Annotated in this window: 18 protein-coding genes; 12 read left to right on the top strand and 6 right to left on the bottom strand. The window is 65.7% G+C overall.

Annotation, left to right across the window (positions count from 1 at the left end; translation table 11 throughout):
• Positions 1–3: 3 nt before the first annotated feature.
• Both secG and tpiA read right to left on the bottom strand, forming a co-directional pair.
• Positions 4–615, bottom strand: coding sequence for a preprotein translocase subunit SecG (secG, locus tag ACOOE2_RS09755; RefSeq protein ID WP_420382819.1), 612 nt, complete (start codon positions 613–615; stop codon positions 4–6).
• Positions 616–709: 94 nt separating this feature from the next.
• Entirely contained in the window at positions 710–1480 is a 771-nt protein-coding gene (tpiA, locus tag ACOOE2_RS09750) for a triose-phosphate isomerase (RefSeq protein ID WP_420382818.1), read from the bottom strand.
• A 264-nt stretch (positions 1481–1744) separates the two neighbouring features.
• Between tpiA and ACOOE2_RS09745 the strand changes: the two genes are divergently transcribed.
• The 10 genes from ACOOE2_RS09745 (at position 1745) to ACOOE2_RS09700 (ending at position 11797) form a co-directional block, all read left to right on the top strand.
• The gene (locus tag ACOOE2_RS09745; RefSeq protein ID WP_420382817.1) at positions 1745–3694 is read left to right on the top strand and encodes a SurA N-terminal domain-containing protein; all 1950 of its coding nucleotides are present in this window, start codon (positions 1745–1747) and stop codon (positions 3692–3694) included.
• Positions 3694–5241 carry an anthranilate synthase component I family protein gene (locus ACOOE2_RS09740; RefSeq protein ID WP_420382816.1) on the top strand — a complete coding sequence of 516 codons (1548 nt, stop codon included), beginning with the start codon at positions 3694–3696 and terminating at the stop codon, positions 5239–5241. Before ACOOE2_RS09745 ends, ACOOE2_RS09740 begins: the two co-directional genes overlap by 1 nt.
• A 196-nt stretch (positions 5242–5437) precedes the next feature.
• A complete protein-coding gene (locus ACOOE2_RS09735; RefSeq protein WP_420382815.1) occupies positions 5438–6049 on the top strand; it encodes an anthranilate synthase component II in 612 nt (203 codons plus the stop codon).
• Positions 6046–7047, top strand: coding sequence for an anthranilate phosphoribosyltransferase (gene trpD, locus ACOOE2_RS09730; RefSeq protein ID WP_420382814.1), 1002 nt, complete (start codon positions 6046–6048; stop codon positions 7045–7047). The genes ACOOE2_RS09735 and trpD overlap by 4 nt, the downstream gene beginning before the upstream one ends.
• A complete protein-coding gene (gene trpC / locus ACOOE2_RS09725) occupies positions 7044–7895 on the top strand; it encodes an indole-3-glycerol phosphate synthase TrpC (protein WP_420382813.1) in 852 nt (283 codons plus the stop codon). Before trpD ends, trpC begins: the two co-directional genes overlap by 4 nt.
• 123 nt (positions 7896–8018) lie before the next feature.
• Positions 8019–8711 carry an aspartate/glutamate racemase family protein gene (locus ACOOE2_RS09720; RefSeq protein ID WP_420382812.1) on the top strand — a complete coding sequence of 231 codons (693 nt, stop codon included), beginning with the start codon at positions 8019–8021 and terminating at the stop codon, positions 8709–8711.
• Positions 8712–8739: 28 nt separating this feature from the next.
• Positions 8740–9210, top strand: coding sequence for a cyclic pyranopterin monophosphate synthase MoaC (gene moaC, locus ACOOE2_RS09715; RefSeq protein ID WP_420382811.1), 471 nt, complete (start codon positions 8740–8742; stop codon positions 9208–9210).
• A complete protein-coding gene (locus tag ACOOE2_RS09710) occupies positions 9207–10409 on the top strand; it encodes a molybdopterin molybdotransferase MoeA (protein ID WP_420382810.1) in 1203 nt (400 codons plus the stop codon). Before moaC ends, ACOOE2_RS09710 begins: the two co-directional genes overlap by 4 nt.
• 134 nt (positions 10410–10543) lie before the next feature.
• Positions 10544–11248, top strand: a complete 705-nt coding sequence (gene lexA / locus ACOOE2_RS09705) for a transcriptional repressor LexA (protein ID WP_420382809.1) — start codon at positions 10544–10546, stop codon at positions 11246–11248.
• 27 nt (positions 11249–11275) lie between these two features.
• Complete coding sequence (locus tag ACOOE2_RS09700) at positions 11276–11797, top strand: DUF1993 domain-containing protein (protein ID WP_420382808.1); 522 nt, start codon at positions 11276–11278, stop codon at positions 11795–11797.
• 133 nt (positions 11798–11930) lie between these two features.
• Here the strand turns inward: ACOOE2_RS09700 and ACOOE2_RS09695 are convergent, their stop codons facing one another.
• Complete coding sequence (locus ACOOE2_RS09695) at positions 11931–14000, bottom strand: ComEC/Rec2 family competence protein (RefSeq protein ID WP_420384590.1); 2070 nt, start codon at positions 13998–14000, stop codon at positions 11931–11933.
• A gap of 182 nt (positions 14001–14182) precedes the next feature.
• Between ACOOE2_RS09695 and gltX the strand changes: the two genes are divergently transcribed.
• Together gltX and ACOOE2_RS09685 are read left to right on the top strand one after the other, a co-directional pair.
• Positions 14183–15649, top strand: coding sequence for a glutamate--tRNA ligase (gene gltX, locus ACOOE2_RS09690; RefSeq protein WP_420382807.1), 1467 nt, complete (start codon positions 14183–14185; stop codon positions 15647–15649).
• A gap of 65 nt (positions 15650–15714) precedes the next feature.
• Positions 15715–17001: a citrate synthase gene (locus ACOOE2_RS09685; protein WP_420382806.1), complete on the top strand. Its 1287-nt coding sequence runs from the start codon at positions 15715–15717 to the stop codon at positions 16999–17001.
• Positions 17002–17050: 49 nt separating this feature from the next.
• Here the strand turns inward: ACOOE2_RS09685 and ACOOE2_RS09680 are convergent, their stop codons facing one another.
• From ACOOE2_RS09680 to ACOOE2_RS09670, 3 genes are read right to left on the bottom strand one after another with little or no spacing between them, the layout of a single operon-like run.
• On the bottom strand, positions 17051–18409 hold the full coding sequence (locus tag ACOOE2_RS09680; RefSeq protein ID WP_420382805.1) for a sensor histidine kinase: 1359 nt from the start codon (positions 18407–18409) through the stop codon (positions 17051–17053).
• Positions 18406–19263, bottom strand: a complete 858-nt coding sequence (locus ACOOE2_RS09675; protein ID WP_420382804.1) for a hypothetical protein — start codon at positions 19261–19263, stop codon at positions 18406–18408. Before ACOOE2_RS09675 ends, ACOOE2_RS09680 begins: the two co-directional genes overlap by 4 nt.
• 10 nt (positions 19264–19273) lie before the next feature.
• Positions 19274–20509 carry a hypothetical protein gene (locus ACOOE2_RS09670; RefSeq protein WP_420382803.1) on the bottom strand — a complete coding sequence of 412 codons (1236 nt, stop codon included), beginning with the start codon at positions 20507–20509 and terminating at the stop codon, positions 19274–19276.
• Positions 20510–20574 lie beyond the last annotated feature (65 nt).

Genomic DNA, 20574 nt, shown 5'->3' with positions numbered 1-20574 from the left:
GTGTCAATTCGTCGCAGCACCCGAAGGAACAGACGGCGTGGACGCGGGCGCAGCGCTGGGCGCTGCCGGCGCAGGGCTCGGCGATGCGGGTGCAGCGCTCGGCTGGACCGGCGCGACAACGCGTGGTGCCGACGTGGCCTTTGGCACAACCGGCGCGGCGTTGTGAGGCTGAGGCGCAGGCGCCGGGTTGCGCGGTGCCGGCGCTGCTGCGCTGGATGATGCCGGCGTTGCGCTTGGCGATGCCGCCGTTGCAGCTGGCGATACAGGCGCTACTGGCGTTGCACCAGGCGCTTGTGGCGGTGCCCCCCCACCGTTCTGCACACCCGCCAGCGGATCGATCGGCGCGGCCGCGCGATTGAGCGAGGTGTCGATCTTGTGCGTCGCGGTGGCGTTGACAGCCAGCGTGGCCAGCACGACCGACAGACCGACGAACAGCGTGGCCAGCACGCTGGTCGCGCGCGTCATGAAATCGGCTGCGCCGCGTGCCGACATGAAGCCCGACGGGCCGCTGCCGACGCCAAGGCCGCCGCCTTCCGATTTCTGCATCAGGATTACCGTCACCAGCAAAGCCGCAATGATCGCCTGAACCACGGTAAGGAAAAGAAAAAAGGTCATCGTACCTCGACCGAAAGATGTTTCCGCATGACCGGACAATGTGCGCACTTAAGCGCGGGGTCGTGCAAGTGCAACCCCGGCTCCGGATCCGGATTCAAGAGTTCGCCTTGATTGCGGCGCCCACGATCGCCAGAAACGTCTCGGCGGCAAGGCTGGCGCCGCCGACCAGTGCGCCGGTAACACCCGGCGCAGCCAGCAGTTCAGCAGCATTGTCGCCATTGACCGATCCGCCATACAGGATGCGCACTTTGCTGCCCGCCTCGCCCAGCAGATCGGTCACCCGTGCGCCGATTGCGGCATGCATCGCGATCACATCGGCCACCGCGGCCACGCGCCCGGTGCCGATTGCCCATACCGGCTCGTACGCGATCGACAGATTGCCATGCAGCGCCGCCTCGATCGCGGCATCGCCCAACGGCAGCGATCCTGTCACCTGGCGCCCGACAACTGTTTCGGCATGGCCGCCGTCGCGTTCCGCCAGCGTTTCGCCCACGCACACGATCACGCCGATGCCCGCCGCCAGCGCGGCCTGTGCCTTTTCACGCACGAGCGCGTCGGTTTCATCGTGATCGCGGCGGCGTTCGCTATGCCCCACGATCACGAAACCGGCACCGATATCGGCCAGCATCGCTGCCGAGACATCGCCGGTATGCGCGCCTTTGATCGCAGTATGGCAATCCTGCCCGCCGACACCGATCGCCGACGCTTCCTCGGCCAGCAGCGCGATCAGCGGGAATGGCGGCGCCAGCGCGACCTGCACGGTGGTCACGCGGTGCGCGCCGCGATCGATCGCGCGCGCTTCGGCCAACATGGCCCGGCTGCCGTTCATCTTCCAGTTGCCAACGATGTAGGGTTGCTGCGCCATGTGTTTCGTCTTGCCTTACATGTTTCGGGCGCCTGCGCCCGCATTCGTATGCTCGAAAAAAGTCCTGCGGAGTCGGCCTGCGTCATTGCCGCTACCAAATGCGCCGCTACCAAATGCACAGGGGCATTGCAAAACAGCAATGGCGTTATCAGGGAAACGATCGCGCGCCCTTCGGCAAATCCCGCAACGCCCAATTCGAGTCTTGGCGAAAATTGAATCAGACTTTAAGGCCACCTGCAACTTTCCTGCTATCGATCGGCTGTCATGCTCGACTTTATCCGTACCCTGACCAGATCGCGCATCGGCGCGGTGGTCGGCCTTGTGTTCCTCATTCTGATCGTGCTCGCGTTTGCCGGTACCGATGTCAGCGGCATCAGCGGCGGCAATCTGCTGAACGGGGACTACGTAGCCAAAGTGGGTGGCACCTCGATCGCGCCGGCCGAGCTCGAAAAGACCGTGCGCGCCTCGTTCGACAGCCAGCGCCAGCGTTCGCCAACACTGTCGATGAAGGCTTTCCTGGCGCAGGGCGCTTTCGACGAAGTGCTGACCGGCCTGATCGATCGTGCTGCCAGCTGGGAATGGGGCCGCAAATACGGCGTGGCGATCAGCGACCGGCTGGTCGATAGCGAGATCGCGAAGCTGGCTGCATTTCAGGGCCCGGACGGCAAATTCAGCCAGGAAGCCTATAACCAGTTGCTGGCACAGCGCGGACTGACCGACAAATTGGTGCGCGACGACCTCGCCAAAGGGCAGATGAGCCGCCTGGTGTTCGCCGGCGCCAACGAAGGTGCGATGATGCCCACCAACGTCACGCAAGTCTATGCGGCGTTGGTCAAGGAAAAGCGCACCGGCAACCTGCTGTTCATTCCCTCTGCCGCGTTCGCGCCAAAAACCGCGCCAACCGACGCGCAGATCGGCACGTTCTACAAGACGCAGATCGCGCGCTACAACCGGCCCGAACGGCGCACGATCCGCTATGCGGTGATCGACAGCGCTTCGCTCAAGACAGTGGCGACCCCCAGCGACGCCGATATCCAGAAGCGTTACGCGGCCAACGCCGCGCTGTATGCGCCGGCGGAACTGCGCTCGGTCACGCAGGTGATCCTGCCGACACAGGCGGCCGCAACCGCCTTTGCCGCCGAGATCAAGGGCGGCAAGACGATCGAGGCGGCAGCTGCAGCCAAAGGGCTGTCCGCGGCCAAGATCACCGATGCCACGCATGACAAATTCGCGATCGACAGCTCCAAACCGGTCGCCGATGCCGTGTTTGCCACCGCACAGGGCCAGACGATGGTGCCCACCAAGGGCGACCTCGGCTGGGTCGTGGCGCGTATCGATGCTGTGACCAAAAAACCCGGCAAGACACTCGACCAGGCGCGCGCCGAAATCGCGACAGCGCTGACGGCCGAACGGCACAAGGCCGCATTGACCGACATGGCGACGCGGATCGGCGAAAAGGTCGAGGGTGGCACCAGCCTGGCCGATGTCGCCAAGACGTATGGACTGACTGTGCAAACGACCGATCCGGTGATCGCCGACGGCTCGCAGCCGGGCAAGCCCGACGCAAAGCTGCCGCCGCAATTGATGCCGCTGCTGGCGACCGCGTTTGCAATGGATCACGAAGGCATGCCGCAGATCGCCGCGTTGCCCGGCGGGGAAAGCTTTGCGGTCTATGACGTCGGCGCGATCAGTGGCGCGGCACCCGCGCCGCTGGCCGAAATCAAGACCCAGGTTGCGGCCGACTGGACCCGCCAGCAGGGCGCCGATGGCGCGGCTGCGGCGGCGGACAAAGTCCTGGCCGCGCTGGCGAAGATCACGCCGCTTGATGCTGCGGGCAAGGCGCTGGGCGTGCCATTGGCGCCGGTCGATCACCTGGCGATCACGCGTGAACAGGTCGCCTCTGCGCAAGGGCGCGTGCCTGCACCCGTCGCACTGATGTTCACGATGACGCACCCGGGTGCCAAGAAGCTGGCCGCGCCGAACCAGGCCGGGTGGCTGGTGCTGTCGCTGGCATCGATCGAGCCGGGCACGATCGCGGCCAATGATCCGATGGTGATCCAGGCGTCGAGCGATCTGGGCAAGGCCACCGGCCGCGAATACGAGCAACAGCTGCGCACTGCGATCACGCACGAAATCGGATCGAAGCGCAATGAAACCGCGATCCGCACGGTGCGCGGCAATCTGGTCGGCGGGCCGGCGCCTGCGGGCCAGTGATGGCTTCGGGTGCGCTAAGCGACGTCGCTGCCGATGCAGCCCCCGAGAATGCCGCCGGCGCGCTGAAAGCCTTGCAGGCCGGGCAACCTGCGCTGGTGTGGCGCCGGCTGATCGCCGACACCGAAACGCCCGTTGGTGCTGCGCTGAAACTGATGCACGAAGGCCGCGGCGATTTCCTGCTTGAATCGGTTCAGGGCGGCGAAGTGCGCGGACGCTACAGCTTGCTCGGCCTCGCCCCGGACCTGGTGTTTCGCGCAAGCGGCGCGGCGGCGGAAATCAACCGTGACTGGGCGACCGACCGCCAGGCGTTCGTGCCGCTCGCGGGAGATGCCTTGCGCGAACTGCGCCTGATGGTCGATCGTTGCCGGATCGACGTGCCCGCCGGTTTGCCCCCGGTGCTGGCCTGCCTGGTCGGCTATTTTGGCTACGAAACGATCGGCCTGGTCGAAAAACTGCCGCGCGCGCCCGACAGTTCGCTCGAATTGCCCGACATGCTGTTCGTGCGCCCGACAGTGCTCCTGGTGTTCGACCGGCTGAGCGATGAACTGTTCGCGGTCGCACCGATCTGGGCCTCGATGCTCGAGCCGGCGCAGGCTATCGCGCAAGCTGCAGAGCGGATCGACGCCGCGCTCGCCGGACTGAATGGCCCGCTGCCCGCCGAGCCGCGCCTCGCCGGTGCGCCGGTCGAACCGGCGCGCAAGGCGATGATGACACCGCAAGCCTATGGCGCGATGGTGGCAAAGGCCAAGACTTACATCGAGGCCGGCGACGTCTTCCAGGTCGTGCTGGCCCAGCGGTTTACCGCACCATTTCCGCTGCCCGCCTCGGCGCTGTATCGCGCGCTGCGTCGGATCAATCCGTCGCCGTTCCTGTATTTCCTCGATATGCCAGGTTTTGCGCTGATCGGATCAAGCCCTGAAATCCTCGTGCGCATCCGCGACGGCGAAGTGACCATCCGGCCCATCGCGGGCACCCGCCCGCGTGGCAAGACCGCCGAAGAAGACCGCGCCAACGAAGCCAGCCTGCTCGCCGATCCCAAGGAACGCGCCGAACACCTGATGCTGCTCGACCTTGGCCGCAACGATGTCGGGCGCGTGGCGCAGGCCGGCACCGTGCGCGTGACCGAAAGCTACAATGTCGAACGCTATAGCCATGTGATGCATATCGTTTCGAACGTCGTGGGCCGGCTCGACACCGCGCGCGCATCATCGGTCGATGCCCTGTTCGCCGGGTTTCCCGCCGGCACGGTCAGCGGCGCGCCCAAAGTGCGCGCGTGCCAGATCATCGCCGAACTCGAGCCCGAAACGCGCGGCGCCTATGCCGGCGGTGTCGGCTATTTCGCGCCCGACGGCTCGGTCGATTCATGCATCGTCCTGCGCACCGCCGTGCTCAAGGACGGGGTTATGCACGTCCAGGCCGGCGCCGGCATCGTCGCCGACAGCGACCCGGTATCCGAACACCGCGAATGCGAAGCCAAATCGGGCGCCTTGTTCGCCGCCGCGCGCGAAGCGATCCGCGTGGCCAGCGAGCCCCGGTTCGGACAATAGTCGCTGCACTGCCCTCGTCGTATTTCCGGATCAAATCCGGGAAGACGATGAGGCGAAGTTGGCGGGTTGAGCCGAACGACGCTCAGATCAGATCGTCGATCATCAGCCCAAGCGCATGGGCCAGTGGTCATAATCGGCTGGAATCGGGATGCCGCCCCCTTGATCGTCGCCCGGAATTAATGGAAAGAACCAGCCCATGATCCTCGTCATCGACAACTACGACAGCTTCACCTGGAACCTGGTCCATTACCTGATGGAATTGGGCGCAAAGGTCGATGTCGTGCGCAACGATGCGTTGAGCGCGGCGCAGGCGGTAGCGTCGGGCGCGACCGGTTTTCTGATCTCGCCGGGGCCGTGCACACCCAATGAGGCGGGCATCAGCCTCGATCTGGTCGGCGCCGCTGCCGATGCGGGCTTGCCTCTGCTCGGCGTGTGCCTGGGGCATCAGTCGATCGGGCAGTATTTCGGCGGCCAGGTCGTGCGCGGCGGGCTGATGCATGGCAAGACCAGCCCGGTGACGCACGATGGCACCGGCGTTTTTGCAGGCGTCCCCTCGCCCGTCACCGCAACGCGCTATCATTCGCTGATCGTTGAGAACATTCCCGCCGTGCTGACAGTGAACGCCACCTCCGACGACGGGCACGTGATGGGTTTCCGCCATCTGACCAAGCCGATCCACGGCGTGCAGTTTCACCCCGAATCGATCGCGACCCAGCATGGCCATGCGATGATTGCCAATTTCCTGAGCATTTGCGGCATCACTCCGCTCGCCTTGCCCGTTGCTGGGCCTGAACTCGCTGCAATATGACCGCCCTGCCCCACGTCGGCGCGGCAGCGCTGGCCGAGGATGAGGCCGAGCACGCATTCGGCGCGATCCTCGACGGACGATTTGCCGATGAAGCGATCGCGCAGTTCCTGATCGCTCTGGCCAGACGCGGCGAAACCGCAGCCGAAATCGCCGGTGCCGCGCGGGCGATGCGCGCGCGGATGATCCCGATTACCGCGCCCGACGGCGCAATCGATGTCTGCGGCACAGGCGGTGACGGGTTTCATACGCTCAACGTCTCGACCGCGGTCAGCCTGGTCGTCGCGGCCTGCGGCGTACCCGTGGCCAAGCACGGCAACCGCGCCGCCAGCTCCAAGGCCGGCGCTGCGGACACGCTGGAGGCGCTTGGGCTCAATCTCGACCGCGCGGCCGAGAGCGCAGAGGCGACGCTGCACGATCTGGGCATCTGTTTCCTGTTCGCCGCGCGGCATCACCCGGCGATCGGCCGGATCATGCCGATCCGCCGCGCAATCGGCGAACGCACGATTTTCAATCTGATGGGTCCGCTCGCCAATCCTGCCGGGGTGACCCGGCAACTGGTCGGCATCGCGCGGCCGGCTTATGTGCCGATCTATGGCGACGCGCTGGTGCGGCTCGGTACGACCCGCGCATTTGTCGTGTCGGGCGACGAGGGCCTCGACGAATTGAGCCTGGCCGGCGGCAACGAGATTGCCGATGTCGCGGGTGATACGCTGCACATGACGCGGATTGCGCCGGCCGATGCCGGCCTGCCGATTGCGCCGACAGGCGCGATCGGCGGCGGCGATGCCATGCACAATGCGGCGGCGCTACGGCGTCTGTTGCTGGGCGAGACCGGCGCCTATCGCGACGCCGTGCTGTTCAACGCCGCCGCCGCGTTGATGGTCGCAGGTGAAGTCACCGACTGGCACGCCGGGGTTGAAGAGGCCGCCGAAGCGATCGACAAGGGCCTGGCCAACGCGCTGCTGAATTGCTGGATTGCCGTAACGGATGCAAAATGACCGATAAACTCGCCGAAATCTGCGCCACGAAGCGCGAGGAAGTCATTGCGCGCAAGGCCATGACCAGCCTCGCCGAGCTCACTGCGCGTGCCAGCGAACAGACTGCCCCGCGCGGGTTCGAAGCGGCGCTGCGTGCGCGTGCCGCGACAGGGTTTGCGCTGATCGCGGAGATCAAGAAGGCCAGCCCGTCAAAAGGCCTGATCCGCGCCGATTTTGATCCCGCCGATCACGCGCGCGCCTATCAGGCAGGCGGCGCGGCCTGCCTGTCGGTGCTGACCGACGCACCGTATTTCCATGGCCATGAAGACTACCTGATCGCCGCGCGCGGCGCCTGCGACTTGCCCGTAATCCGCAAGGATTTCATGATCGACCCGTGGCAATGCGCAGAGGCGCGCGCGATCGGTGCCGATGCGATCCTGATCATCGTGGCCGCCCTTGATGACACGCAAATGGCCGAAATCGAGGCCGCCGCGCGCGAACACCACATGGACGTGCTGGTCGAAGTGCACAACGAGGCCGAAATGGAGCGCGCCCACGCGCTGCAATCGCGGCTGATCGGCGTGAACAATCGCGATCTCAAGCGCTTCGTCACCGATCTTGCGATAACCGAACGCCTCGCGCCTCTAGCACCAACAGGCGCACTCGTTGTCGGCGAAAGCGGCATCAACACGCACGCCGATTGCCTCCGCCTGGCGCAGCACGGCGTCCGTACATTCCTGGTCGGCGAGAGCCTGATGCGACAGGACAACATCGAAGCCGCGACGCGCAAGCTGATCCTCCCCGAGACGGGGAGGGGGACCAGCGAAGCTGGTGGAGGGGCCTTGCCCCACGCGGAAACGCCTGAATAGTCGCACCATGACAGGTCAGCGCCTGGGGCCAGACCCCTCCGTCAGCCCCTTCGGGTCTGTGACCTCCCCGGTTCCGGGCGGATTTGCCGCATAATGGCCACATTTCCCGATTAGCATTACCGCATGAAAACACTGGGCCTGATCGGCGGGATGAGCTGGGAAAGCACCGCGGAATATTATCGGTTGATCAACCAGGGCGTGCGCGATGCGAACGGGCCGATGGCGTCGGCGCAGCTGCTGGTGTGGTCTTTCAATTTTGCCGACATCGCCGCGCTGCAAACGGCGGGCGACTGGGACACATTGACCGCGCTTATGGTCGGCGCAGCATTGAAGCTCGAAGCGGCAGGCGCCGATGCATTGATGATCTGCACCAACACGATGCACAAATGCGCGCCCGCGATCGAAGCAAAGGCGGCAATTCGCCTGATCCATATCGCCGACCCCACCGGCGCGGCTATCGCTGACAAAGGGCTGACGCGGGTCGGCCTGCTGGGTACGCGGTTCACGATGGAGCAGGATTTCTACACGCGCCGCCTGGCAGAACGATTTGGGCTCGACGTGGTCGTACCCGATGAACCCGACCGTGCATTGGTGCACGCGATCATCTATGACGAGCTCGTTGCCGGACGAATAGAGCCAAACTCGCGCGAGACTTATCGCGGCGTCATGCAGCGCATGGCAGATCGCGGGGCGCAGGCGATCGTGCTCGGCTGTACCGAGATCATGTTGCTCGTCGGCGCGGGCGACAGCCCGGTGCCGCTGTTCGACACGACCGCGCTGCATGCACAAGCGGGCATTGCGCTGGCGCTTTCATAACGCGCGGCGGTCTGGCATGGACGCCGGCATGACCAGGCTGACTCATCTCGACGAACATGGCCAGGCGCATATGGTGGATGTCGGCGCAAAAACGCCGACCCACCGTGCCGCGATCGCCGGCGGGCGCATTACGATGAGTGCGCAGGCGCGCGCCGCGATCGCCGAGGGCACCGTGCCCAAGGGCGATGTAATCGCCACCGCGCGCATCGCCGGGATCATGGCCGCCAAGCGCACATCCGAATTGATCCCGCTGTGTCATCCGCTGGGGCTCGATGCGATCGCGATCGATTTCACGCTCGACGATCGGGGCGTGGTTGTGACTGCCTCCGCCTCGCTGACCGCGAAGACCGGGGTCGAGATGGAGGCGATGACCGCGGTTTCGATCGCGCTGTTGACGATCTACGACATGGCCAAGGCGATCGACAAGGGCATGGTCATCGACGCCGTGCGCCTGATCGAAAAGCGCGGCGGCAAGTCCGGACCATGGCGGGCGGCATGATCGCGCGCGATCCTCCGCTACCGCTCGCACAAGCGCAGGCGCGGCTGCTTGCGCTGGCTCCCGAAATTTCCGTCGAACACCGCGACATCACGCAGGCGCTGGGGTATTTTCTGGCCGAGCCGCTCGCCGCAAGGCGTGACCAGCCCGCAGCCCCGCTTTCCGCAATGGACGGGTTCGGCATGCGCGCGACCGATTTGCCCGGCCCGTGGCGGATCATCGGGGAAAGCGCCGCCGGGCATCCTTTTGCCGGCACTGTGGGCACAGGCGAGGCCGTCCGGATCAGCACCGGCGCGGTCCTGCCCGGGGGCGCCGACATGATCCTGCTGAAAGAGGATAGTGCGGCCAAAAACGATACGCTGCTGCTCGACGGCACCGCGCCCGATCCGACCGAGCGTCATATTCGTCCGCGCGCGATGGATTTCGGCGAGGGCGACGTCATCCTGCCGGCCGGCTGGCGCATCGATGCTGCCACCACCGGGCTGGCGATTGCGGCGGGGCACGATCGCGTGGCCGTCCGCCGCAAGCTGCGCGTGACCGTGATCGACAGCGGCGACGAACTGGCGGGATCGGGAACGGTTCGCGCATGGCACCAGATTCCCGCCAGCAATGGGCCGATGCTCGCCGCGCTTGCTGCGCGCCTGCCCGTCGAAACGACGCGGATCGGGCCGGTGCCCGACCGCATCGACGCATTGATTGCGGCGTTCGAGGCTGCGCTCGATGCCGATGTGATCGTCACCAGCGGCGGCGCTTCGATCGGTGATCACGACCTGATCCGCCCCGCGCTCGCAAAGATGGGCATCGAACCCGATTTCTGGCGCGTGGCAATCAAGCCGGGCAAGCCGTTGCTGATTGCACAGCGCGGGGCCCAGGTCATTCTCGGGCTGCCGGGCAACCCGGCCGCGGCCTATGTGACAGGGTTCCTGTTTCTGCTGCCGCTGTTGCGTGCGGCCCTTGGCGCAACCCGCGTACTGCCCGTGCCGGTCATGGTCCCGCTGGCCACGCCGATGGCCAGGGGTGGCGGCCGCATGGAATTTCTGCGCGGGGTTTGGGATGGCACCGGCGTGACGCTCGATCGCCTGCAGGATTCCGGCGCGCTGTCGCCGCTGGCCCGCGCCAATGCGCTGGTCGTGCGTCCCGCAGGCGCCGATGCCGTCCCTGCTGGAACACCGGTTACCGTCTATCTGACCGCGCTGGATTGACGACCAGGCGGAAATGGACCGAAAGCCCTGAGAATGCTTGACTTGTCCCGCTTGGTTGCCTAATCGTTCCGCATTCGTTCACCAAATGGTGGGCAGTTTCCGGGGCGTTGGGCCTCATAGCGGGAGACCGGACGATGCTGACGAAAAAACAGCATGAACTGTTGTCGTTCATCCAGGTGCGTTTGGAAGATTCCGGAATTTCTCCCTCGTTTGAGGAAATGAAGGAAGCGCTCGACTTGAAATCAAAATCGGGCGTGCATCGGCTGATTTCGGCGCTGGAAGAACGCGGCTTTATCCGCCGCCTGCCCAACCGCGCCCGCGCGCTCGAAGTGATCCGGGAGCCCGATACGGCCAGCCCGCGCAGCGCCGCGCGCGCGGCCACACCGGTTTCGGTGTTGGTGCCCAAATCCGCGCCGATTGCGCTCCCTCGCATCGAGGCACCGCGCCCCGCCAACGACGTCATCGAAGTGCCGCTGCATGGCCGCATTGCCGCAGGCATGCCGATCGAGGCGATGGAAGGCCACGCGATGCTGCCGGTCCCTGCCGCGCTGCTTGGCCCGGGCGAACATTACGCGCTCGAAGTTTCGGGCGATTCGATGGTCGAGGCGGGCATTCTCGACGGCGATTTCGCGCTGATCCGCCGCACCGACGTCGCCCGCGATGGCGAGATTGTCGTGGCGCTGGTGCGCGGCGAAGAGGCGACGTTGAAATACCTGCGCCGCGAAAAAGGCGGTGTGCGGCTCGATCCGGCCAATGCCGCCTACGAACCGCAATTCTATGCCGCTGGCGAAGTCCAGGTACAGGGCAAGCTTGCCGGATTGCTGCGCCGCTATCATTAAGGCGCTGGCTCCGTCAGAAAGATCATCATGTCCATCACGCTCTATTCCGCAACCGTACCCGCGTGGCTTCAGGTCCTTCACTCGATTTCCGGATTGCTGGACAAAGCCGAGGCGTTCTGCGCTGAAACAGGCCTTGCTCCAGACGAACTGATCCAGGCCCGGCTGGCGGATGACATGCTGCCGTTTGCCTATCAGATCCGGGCAACGACCACGCATTCACTGGGCGCGCTCGAAGCTCTGCGAGCCGGGGTGATTCATCCCGACCGCTCTGCTCCGCCAGCGACGATGGTCGCCTTGCGCGAACTGGTCGGTCGAACGATCGTAGCGCTTGAAGCTGTCGATGCCGAAGATCTGAACAGCTATGTCGGCAAGGACATGCGATTCGATGCCGGCGCGCTCGTGCTGGATTTTGTCGCCGAGGACTTCCTGTTGTCGTTTGCGCAACCCAATCTCTATTTTCACGCTGTCACTGCGTATGACATCCTTCGGTCAAAGGGCATGCAGATCGGCAAGCGCGATTATCTTGGGCGCCCGCGCGTCAAGGCGTAATCGGCCGGATCATATCCGGGACGGCGATTGGGGGCTAATGGTCCAGCATTCGCCGCCGTCACCCCGGACTTGATCCGGGGTTGTGCGTCTTTCCTGCTCTCGCGGCAAAAGCGCCGGGTCCTGTGAATACGGATCACCGCCACACGAGCCAGGGATGCCGTCCGCTGGTGCTGGCCACGGTGTGCACCACACCGCTCGCCAGATCGATGGTCAGACCGCCCGTCCGCGCAAGCATCGCACCGTCAGCCAGAAGACGGCGCGGCCGGCAGCTTGCCGGCAAAGCGTGATCCGCAATCACCAGATCGCTTTGCGCGCAAGCCTGCGCCAAGGCACTATCCTCGACCCGCCGATGACTGCGCGCGATCAGCAGCACGGTCCGGCGATGTTCGCGCACAATCGCCAGCGCACAGAAATCATGCGAGCAGCGGGTCCCCGGCCATTGCTCCAGCGCATGTGTGGCACCCGACATCCCCGCCGTTTCCAACACTATCTCCCGCGCAAAACCGCCGCGCCCCTGGCTGAACACGACCAGGTCGGGCCCCAGCCCTGTTATCCCGACATGCCGCCCGTCGCCCGAAATGAGGATGTCGGGCGGGCGCGCGCTCGACCACGCAATCACGGCCGCAATGATCGGCACCAGCCCCCATCCCCGCACGCGCCCGCTCCACAGCGCCAGCCATAGCGCGCCCGCAATCCACAATGCATAGACCCAGCCCGCCATCGCCGGCAGCGTGGTCACTGCGCCCGGAATATCCGCAGTGGTATGCGCAATCCACAGCACCAGATCGAGCGAGCGTCCGATAACCCACCACACCGGCCCGCCGCAGTGCACGGTATCGAGCGCCAGCGCCAACGCCAGGCATGGCATTGTCACCACCGTCACCAGCGGGATTGCGACCAGATTGGCCAGCGCGCCATAAACCCCTGCGCGGTGGAAGTGGAACAGCGCCACCGGCATCAGGGCAAATTCGATCGCGAGCCCCCCCAGCAACAGCATGACCAGCCGCCGCGCCAGCCGGTGCAGCACCCCCTCGTCGCGCCACGCGCCGAACTCGCGCGCCCATCCCAGGCCGTGGATCGCTATTATCGTAACGACCGCTCCGAAACTCATCTGGAAACTCGCGCCCATCAAGGATTCCGGCCAGATCAGCAGGACAACCAGCGCCGCTACCGCCAGCAACCGCATCGACAGCGGATCGCGCCCGATCGCCAGCGCGCCCAGCACCAGCACCGCTCCCGCCACCGCACGCACCGTCGGCACTTGCGCGCCGGTCAGCAGGCAATACCCGATGCCTGCCAGCGCACCGCACAGCGCCGCCACCAGCGGCAGCCGCACGCGCAGCGCAATCCACGGCACCAACCCCAAGCCGCGAAACACCAGCAGATACACAGCGGCAATTACCGCGCTGACATGCAGACCGCCGATCGCCAGCAAATGCGCAAACCCCGCATCGCGCATCGCATCGGCATCACCGCGCCCAATCGCGCCGCGGTCGCCGGTGGCCAGTGTCACGGCGATCGCGCCCGCAGGTCCGCCCAGATGCGCCAGGATATGATCGCGCAAACCCGCTTGCACTGCGCGTAACGATGTCGGCGCTTTTCCCGGCGCCAGCACTGTGATCCGCCCGCTGATCGATCCTGTCGCCACCAGCCCTTCGAACCATGCCGAAAACGCGAAGTCGCGCGCACCGGGCAGCATCGGCGGCGCCGGCGGACTCAGCCGCGCGTGCGCCACGATCGACGCGCCGAGCGAGAGCCCGGGCTGATCGAGCTGGTCAGGCAGATCGACCTGGATCAGCGCAGGCTGCTCGCGTCCGGCGATCCGCGCCGCTAGCACCAGCCGCACGCGCCCCGCCGCGCCATTGTCCTGCCGGTCGATGATCCGCCCCGCGATCATCACGTTTTCGCGGGCCGGCAATGGCACCTGCCCGACCAGCGACGATTTCATCCAGATTGTCGCACACCCTGCCGCGGCCATCAGGCTCAGCCCGATGATCGCCATGCGGCAATGGTCCGCCCGGCCGTCCTGGGCGATCAGCGCGGACAACGCCATGGCCGCAACGCACAACGCCAGGAATGCGGCCCATTGCCAAGGCCCCGGCAGCATGATCCACACAGCGATTCCCGCGCCAAATGCCACCACCAGCCATGGCCCGCGCTCGTGCGGCCGATCACTCAGGAATCGTTCGATATTGCGCTGCACACTGGACAAGTAATCGAAACTGTCCCAATGCGCGGGCCAGGGTTTGCGAAGCCATCGCGGCCCCCGGATGTCGCGAGTCTTGCCCCTGCCGAGCCTTGTCGAAAGGTCCGGATCTGTCGCGGTCGGGTTTGCGGTTTGCGCCGGTTCTGGCATGGCATCGCAGTGATAGGACTATGGCCGGAATGGCAAGCGCGACTGTGACCAATTCTGCCGCTTCGGACCGCAATCGCGCGGTGGTCACCCGTTTTGCTCCTTCTCCCACCGGGTATCTGCATATCGGCGGCGCACGCACCGCGCTGTTCAATTGGCTGTTTGCGCGCCATCACGGCGGCACTTACCTGCTGCGGATCGAGGATACCGATCGCGCACGCTCGACCGAGCCGGCGATCGAGGCGATTTTCGACGGCCTGTCATGGCTCGGGCTGGATGGTGATGAAGCGCCGGTGATGCAGTTCGCGCGCTCCGATCGTCATGCGCAAGTCGCGCACCAGTTGCTCGATGCGGGCCAGGCCTATCGCTGTTACCTGACCCAGGCCGAACTTGCCGCCCGCCGCGAAGCCGCCCAGGCCGAACGCCGCCCGTTCCGCATCGACAGCGAATGGCGCGACGCCGATCCGGCGGCCTGGCCGGCCGATCAGGCGTATGTCGTTCGCGCCAAGGCGCCGCGCGACGGCGAGACGGTAATCGAAGACCTGGTCCAGGGGCGCATCACCGTCGGCAACCGCGAAATCGACGATTTCGTGATCCTGCGCAGCGACGGTACGCCGACCTACATGCTGGCGGTGGTCGTCGACGATCATGACATGGGCGTCACCCACGTCATTCGCGGCGATGATCATATCAACAACGCCTTTCGCCAGCTGGTCGTGATCCGCGCGATGCACGCAATCGACGGCACCTGGCCCGACCCGGCTTATGCGCATATCCCGCTGATCCACGGCGCCGACGGCGCAAAGCTGTCGAAACGTCACGGCGCGCTGGGCGTCGATGCCTATCGCGACGAACTCGGCATGCTGCCCGAGGCGGTGATCAACTACCTGTTGCGGCTCGGCTGGGGCCACGGCGATGACGACATCATCAGCCGCGAACAGGCAGTCGCATGGTTCGACATCGCCGACGTCAACAAGGGCGCGGCACGGTTCGATCTGAAAAAACTGCTTAATCTCAACGGGCATTATCTGCGCTTGGCCGATGATATGCGACTGGCCGATGATGTCGCGCGCCGCCTCGGCCAGACCGAAATTGCTCTGCTCGAACAGGCCATGCCCGTGCTCAAAGTGCGCGCCGCCGATCTGAACGAACTGGCGCAGTCGGCAGGGTTCCTGTTTGCAAAGCGCCCGATCGAGCCCGATGCCAAGGCCGCAGCGCTGTTGACGCCCGACGCCCGCGCATTGCTGGCACAGGCGCATGAACGCCTGTCGGCACTGACCGACTGGACCCACGACGCGATCGAGGCTGCGCTGAAGGATCTGGCCACCGAACGCGGGCTGGGCCTGGGCAAGCTGGCGCAACCGCTGCGTGCGGCGCTGACCGGCCAGACCACATCACCGGGTATTTTCGACGTGCTCGTGCTGATCGGCCGCGATGAAACGCTCGGTCGGATTGGCGACCAGGCGACGATTGCGGATGCGGCGGTGTCAGGACCATGAGAACCCCGACACCTTCCACGCGTTATCTCATTACGAATTGCCAGATTTACAGGAAGGATTGAGACGTGAGCGAGAACCAGGCTACGCTGAACGCCGCCGGCAAGACCGTGACGATGCCGGTCTTGAGCGGCACGATCGGCCCCGACGTCATCGATATCCGCAAATTGTATGGCCAGACCGGCGCGTTTACCTATGACCCCGGTTTTACCAGCACCGCCAGTTGCGACAGCGCCATCACCTATATCGACGGTGACGAAGGCGTACTGCTGCATCGCGGCTATCCGATCGGGCAGCTCGCCGAAAACTCGAGCTTCATGGAAGTCAGCTACCTGCTGCTGAACGGTGAACTGCCCAGCCAGGCGGAACTCGACGATTTCTCGCGCACGATCACCCGCCACACGATGGTCCATCAGCAGCTCAGCAGTTTTTACAGCGGTTTCCGCCGCGATGCGCACCCGATGGCGATCATGTGCGGCGTCGTCGGTGCGCTGTCGGCGTTTTATCACGATTCGACCGATATTGCCGACCCCGTGCACCGCACGATCAGCTCGCATCGCCTGATCGCGAAGATGCCCACGCTGGCGGCAATGGCGTACAAGTATTCGCTGGGTCAGCCGTTCATGTATCCGGACAACCGCCTGTCCTACACCGGCAACTTCCTGCGCATGACCTTTGGCGTGCCGGCGGAAGAATACGAAGTGGTGCCCGAAGTCGAACGCGCGCTGGACCGCATTTTCATCCTGCACGCCGACCATGAACAGAATGCCTCGACCTCGACCGTGCGCCTTGCCGGGTCTTCGGGTGCCAATCCGTTTGCGTGCATGGCCGCCGGCATCGCCTGCCTGTGGGGCCCGGCGCATGGCGGCGCCAACGAGGCCGCGCTGAATATGCTGCGCGAAATCGGCACTCCCGATCGTATCCAGCATTATATCGATCGTGCCAAGGACAAGAACGACCCGTTCCGCCTGATGGGCTTTGGCCACCGCGTCTATAAGAACTACGATCCGCGCGCGACCGTCATGCAGACGACCGTGCAGGAAGTGTTCAAGGCGCTCAAAGTCACCGATCCGTTGTTCGAAACCGCGCTGCGGCTCGAGGAAATTGCGCTCAACGATCCGTATTTCGTGGAAAAGAAGCTGTTTCCGAACGTCGATTTCTATTCGGGCATCATCCTGTCGGCGATCGGTTTCCCCACCACCATGTTCACCGTGCTGTTCGCCCTGGCGCGCACGGTCGGCTGGGTGGCGCAATGGAATGAAATGATTTCCGATCCAGGCCAGAAGATCGGACGTCCGCGTCAGCTGTATACGGGCGCCGCGGCGCGCGATTACGTGGCGATGGACAAGCGCTGATTGCTTGAGCCCCTCCCCTTGGGGGAGGGGTGTCCGGCGCTGGCGGTTGTCAGGCGTTTGCGCGTCCCGGCAATGTCAGCACGAACCGCGCGCCGGGGCCGTCTTGTGCCACCACCAGATCGCCGCCCATCGCGCGGGCCAGGCGGCGCGAAATGTACAGGCCCAGGCCGCTGCCGCCGTCGCCGGTGCGGCCCAGGCGCTCGAATTTGTCGAACACGTGCGCCGCCTGGTCCGCGCTCAGCCCGGCACCCTGGTCGCTCACTGCGACCCAGGCGGTCTGCGCATTGCCGCCGGTTTCGATCTGCACCGAAGACCGTTCGGGGCCGTAACGGATCGCATTGGTGATCAGGTTCAGCAGGATCTGCAGGACGCGCCGGAATTCGCCCGTTGCGGGAATGGTATGATCCTCGTTCGGTGAAATCAGCGTTATACCGCGTTCGGCGGCGCGCATGGCCAGGATGCCGGCCGCGCGGCGGCCACAGTCGGACAGGTCGATGCGGTCGGGCGCAGGGTTGAATTCGGGCGCCTCGACGGCATCGAGATCGGCCAGGTCTTCGACAAGCGCGAGCAGGTGCCGGCCTGCTTCGGCGATGTCGGCAGCGTAGCCGGCATATTCGTCGACCAGCGGCCCGGCGAGCCGGGTGCGGATGGTTTCGGCATTGGCGACGATGCGATTGATCGGCTGGCGCAGCGCCGGTGCGAGATCGCGGCCGATCATACGCGACCAGCTCTGTTCGGGTTCGGCCCTGGGCGCGGCAGTCCCCGCTATATCGCCGATCGCATCAGGCAGGATCAGCAAGTCGAACCCGACATCGCCGCGCGGCAACAGCCGCGCACGCCACATCTGCGCCGAGCCCGGAATCCGGATCGCGGTGTCATCGATCAGGCGCCAGTGCAACGGCTGGCGATGCGCGACGCCCACCAGTTCGACGCTGCGCGACCAGACATTGTCGCGATCGGCGCGCCAGTGCGCGGCCAGGTCGGCCAAAGCGCGATCGCCCATTGCACTGTCAGGCACGCGCAGGTCGACCGACAGCACGCGCTGATCGGTATCGAGCAGCGCGTGAAGCGCCGCCGTCTGGTACAACAGCACATCGGCCGGTGCCGCATCGGGCAGGCCGTCGCCCATCAGGCGCCACTGGCTCAGCTCGATGTGCGTACCGCCAGCGACCGGCGTGACGCTGGCGAGAAAACCGACCGGCTTGCCATCATCGAGCGCGCCGATGATCCGCGATTGCGCCACGCCCGATACGCGTGTGTGGCGCACGAGCGCGAGCAATGCGGGCACGGCCAGCACGCCGGGCAGATCGCCGCCGCAGCGTGTCTGCAATCCGGCCAGCGCCTCGTCCGCCTCGATCAGACGATCGGCGGCATCGCATTGGCCCGTTACCGCGACGATCGCGCTCATCGCACGGCCCCCAGCAGCGCTTCGGCGGCCACTGCATTGGGTGCGGCATCGGCCAGCGCGATATCGGCATCGGGCCGCAACGCCAGCAATTGCCGCGCGACATCATCGCGCGGCAGCCCGGTGGCGCACAGCAACAGCGCAAGCCGGACAGGATCATCCTCGGCAGTGGCCAGCACGACGGTTTCGCGCGGATGCCCGGAGGCGATCGCCAGCGCGGTAAAAAACAGCGAGACGCCCGCTTCATCGACCCGCAGCGCGTGATCGAGGTCTTCGCCCAGCCCGGCGACCGCCTGATGCAACAATGCGAGCCGGCCACCGTTGTCATCGGCGCGCGCGTCGGCAAGGTGCGTCAGGGCATGATCGGCACGCGCCGCACGGACAGTCGCATAGGCAAGATTTTGCAGATCGGCCGGCAGATCTCCCGCTACCAGAAGCATGCGCCGCGTCGCCTCGAACGAGCGCGTCTGCGCCGCAATCAGGCCCATCATCGTTGCGCAATGGCGCTGGACCAGCGGCGGCAGCACCGGATCGAGCGCCAGCCGCGCCGACAGCCGCATGGCGAGACGCCATTCGACCGCAAGTGCATGACAATGCGTCAGGATCGCGCGGTTGCCCACCAGCATCGCATGCACCGCGTTGGCCAGATCGCGGTCTGTGCCGGCCAGTTGCGCCGCCAGATCGCCGGTCAGCGCGCGCACCCGCGCCACCGTTTCATCATCGAGCAGGCGGCTGGGCCCGGTCACGACCATGCGTTCCAGCGTTTCACCGCAAGCAGAAAGACGCCGGTCGGCTGTTGCCAGCGCGCCGCCTGTCTCCCCGCCCGTGTCGCTATCCGAAAATACTGCCTGGTCCATGCGCGTCAGCTTACTCGCGGGTGGTTAACCCGGGGTTAGCCGAGCCGCCATGTTCGGGCGTGACGACCATGGCCCATACCACCAGCGCGAGAATCACCGCGCGCAGGCAATAATCGAACGGCAGCACGGCGCTGACCACCGCGAAACCGAGCCCGGTGACCAGCCGATCGCGCAACCACCACGCCCAGCGGCCCTGCGGCATGACGCGCGGGGTAAAATGCAGCAGCAGAATAAAGATTACCGGCGGAAACCAGCTTACGCCGAACGGCACGCCCGGCACCAGCGCCAGATCGCTGCGCCAGATCGCCAGCAGGACAAACGCGGCATCGATCGCCAGCTCGAAAATCAGACCCGTGGGCGGCGTCTTGCCGGTTTCGAGCAACGATTGTCGCTCGATCCGCGTCATCAGCGCCGCCACGCGCACCAGCACCCAGGCCAGCGCCAGCAGCACGAAGCCCGCCGTGGGCCAGCCGAACCAGCCCGACCCCACAGCCAGCAACAGCGCAACCACACCGCCCATCGCCACCACCCAAGGCCGGGTGCCGGCATGAAGCAGCGCCGGCCCGGCACTGTGCACCAGTTGCCCCGCGATCCATTCGCCCGGGCTGCGCACATGCGCGCTTTGCGTGTGCAGCCGCAGCCACACCGGCTCGGCCGCATGCGCCTCATCCTCGTTGCGCACGATGACCCACCGGCCATCGCCGAGCAGCGCCTCGGGCAACAGGCGCAGCGGCACGCGGCCCTGCACCGCCAGGCGCAACAGCGCGGCATGTGCGTTCCATTCGGGCGGCAGTTCGCCCAACCCCGCGACGAGCCGCCCGGGCATTCGGATCATTCCGGCGAAGGCGTGGTTGATGTCGATCCGTTCAAAACCGGCGGCGGTGCCGGCCTCGACCGGCAGCGCGAGAACGCCCGGGCCCTCTTCCAGCCGTGCAAGCGCCGCCTCGGGCAGGACAAGCAGGCCATCGGCCATCACGAACAGTTCGTCTTCGGCCGTGATCAGCGGCAGCAGCGCATGGGGTTGCGCAATAACGTGAAACCGCGCTCCGCCAGCCTCCGTCGCATGCTGCAGCGCAATGACCTCGCCGGTCAATGCCTCTGTCACCACGATGATCCGGGTACAGCCCAGTGCCAGGGCCAGCCCGAGCTGGTGCCGCGCCAGCGATCGCCCGCCGATCGTCAGATATCCGCGCAGGCCTGCGCCGCCGGATGGTTCGCCCGCGATGGCATCAGTCAGTGACAGCAATGCGACCCGCAAGGACCTCGATCTCCCGATAGCCGCATGACCCCACGCCCGCGCAAGTGCGACCC

This window comes from Novosphingobium sp., assembly GCF_965214355.1.
GTDB lineage: Bacteria > Pseudomonadota > Alphaproteobacteria > Sphingomonadales > Sphingomonadaceae > Novosphingobium.
The sequence above is the reverse complement of the archived record's forward strand: the minus strand, read 5'-3'. Positions and strand labels throughout refer to the sequence as shown.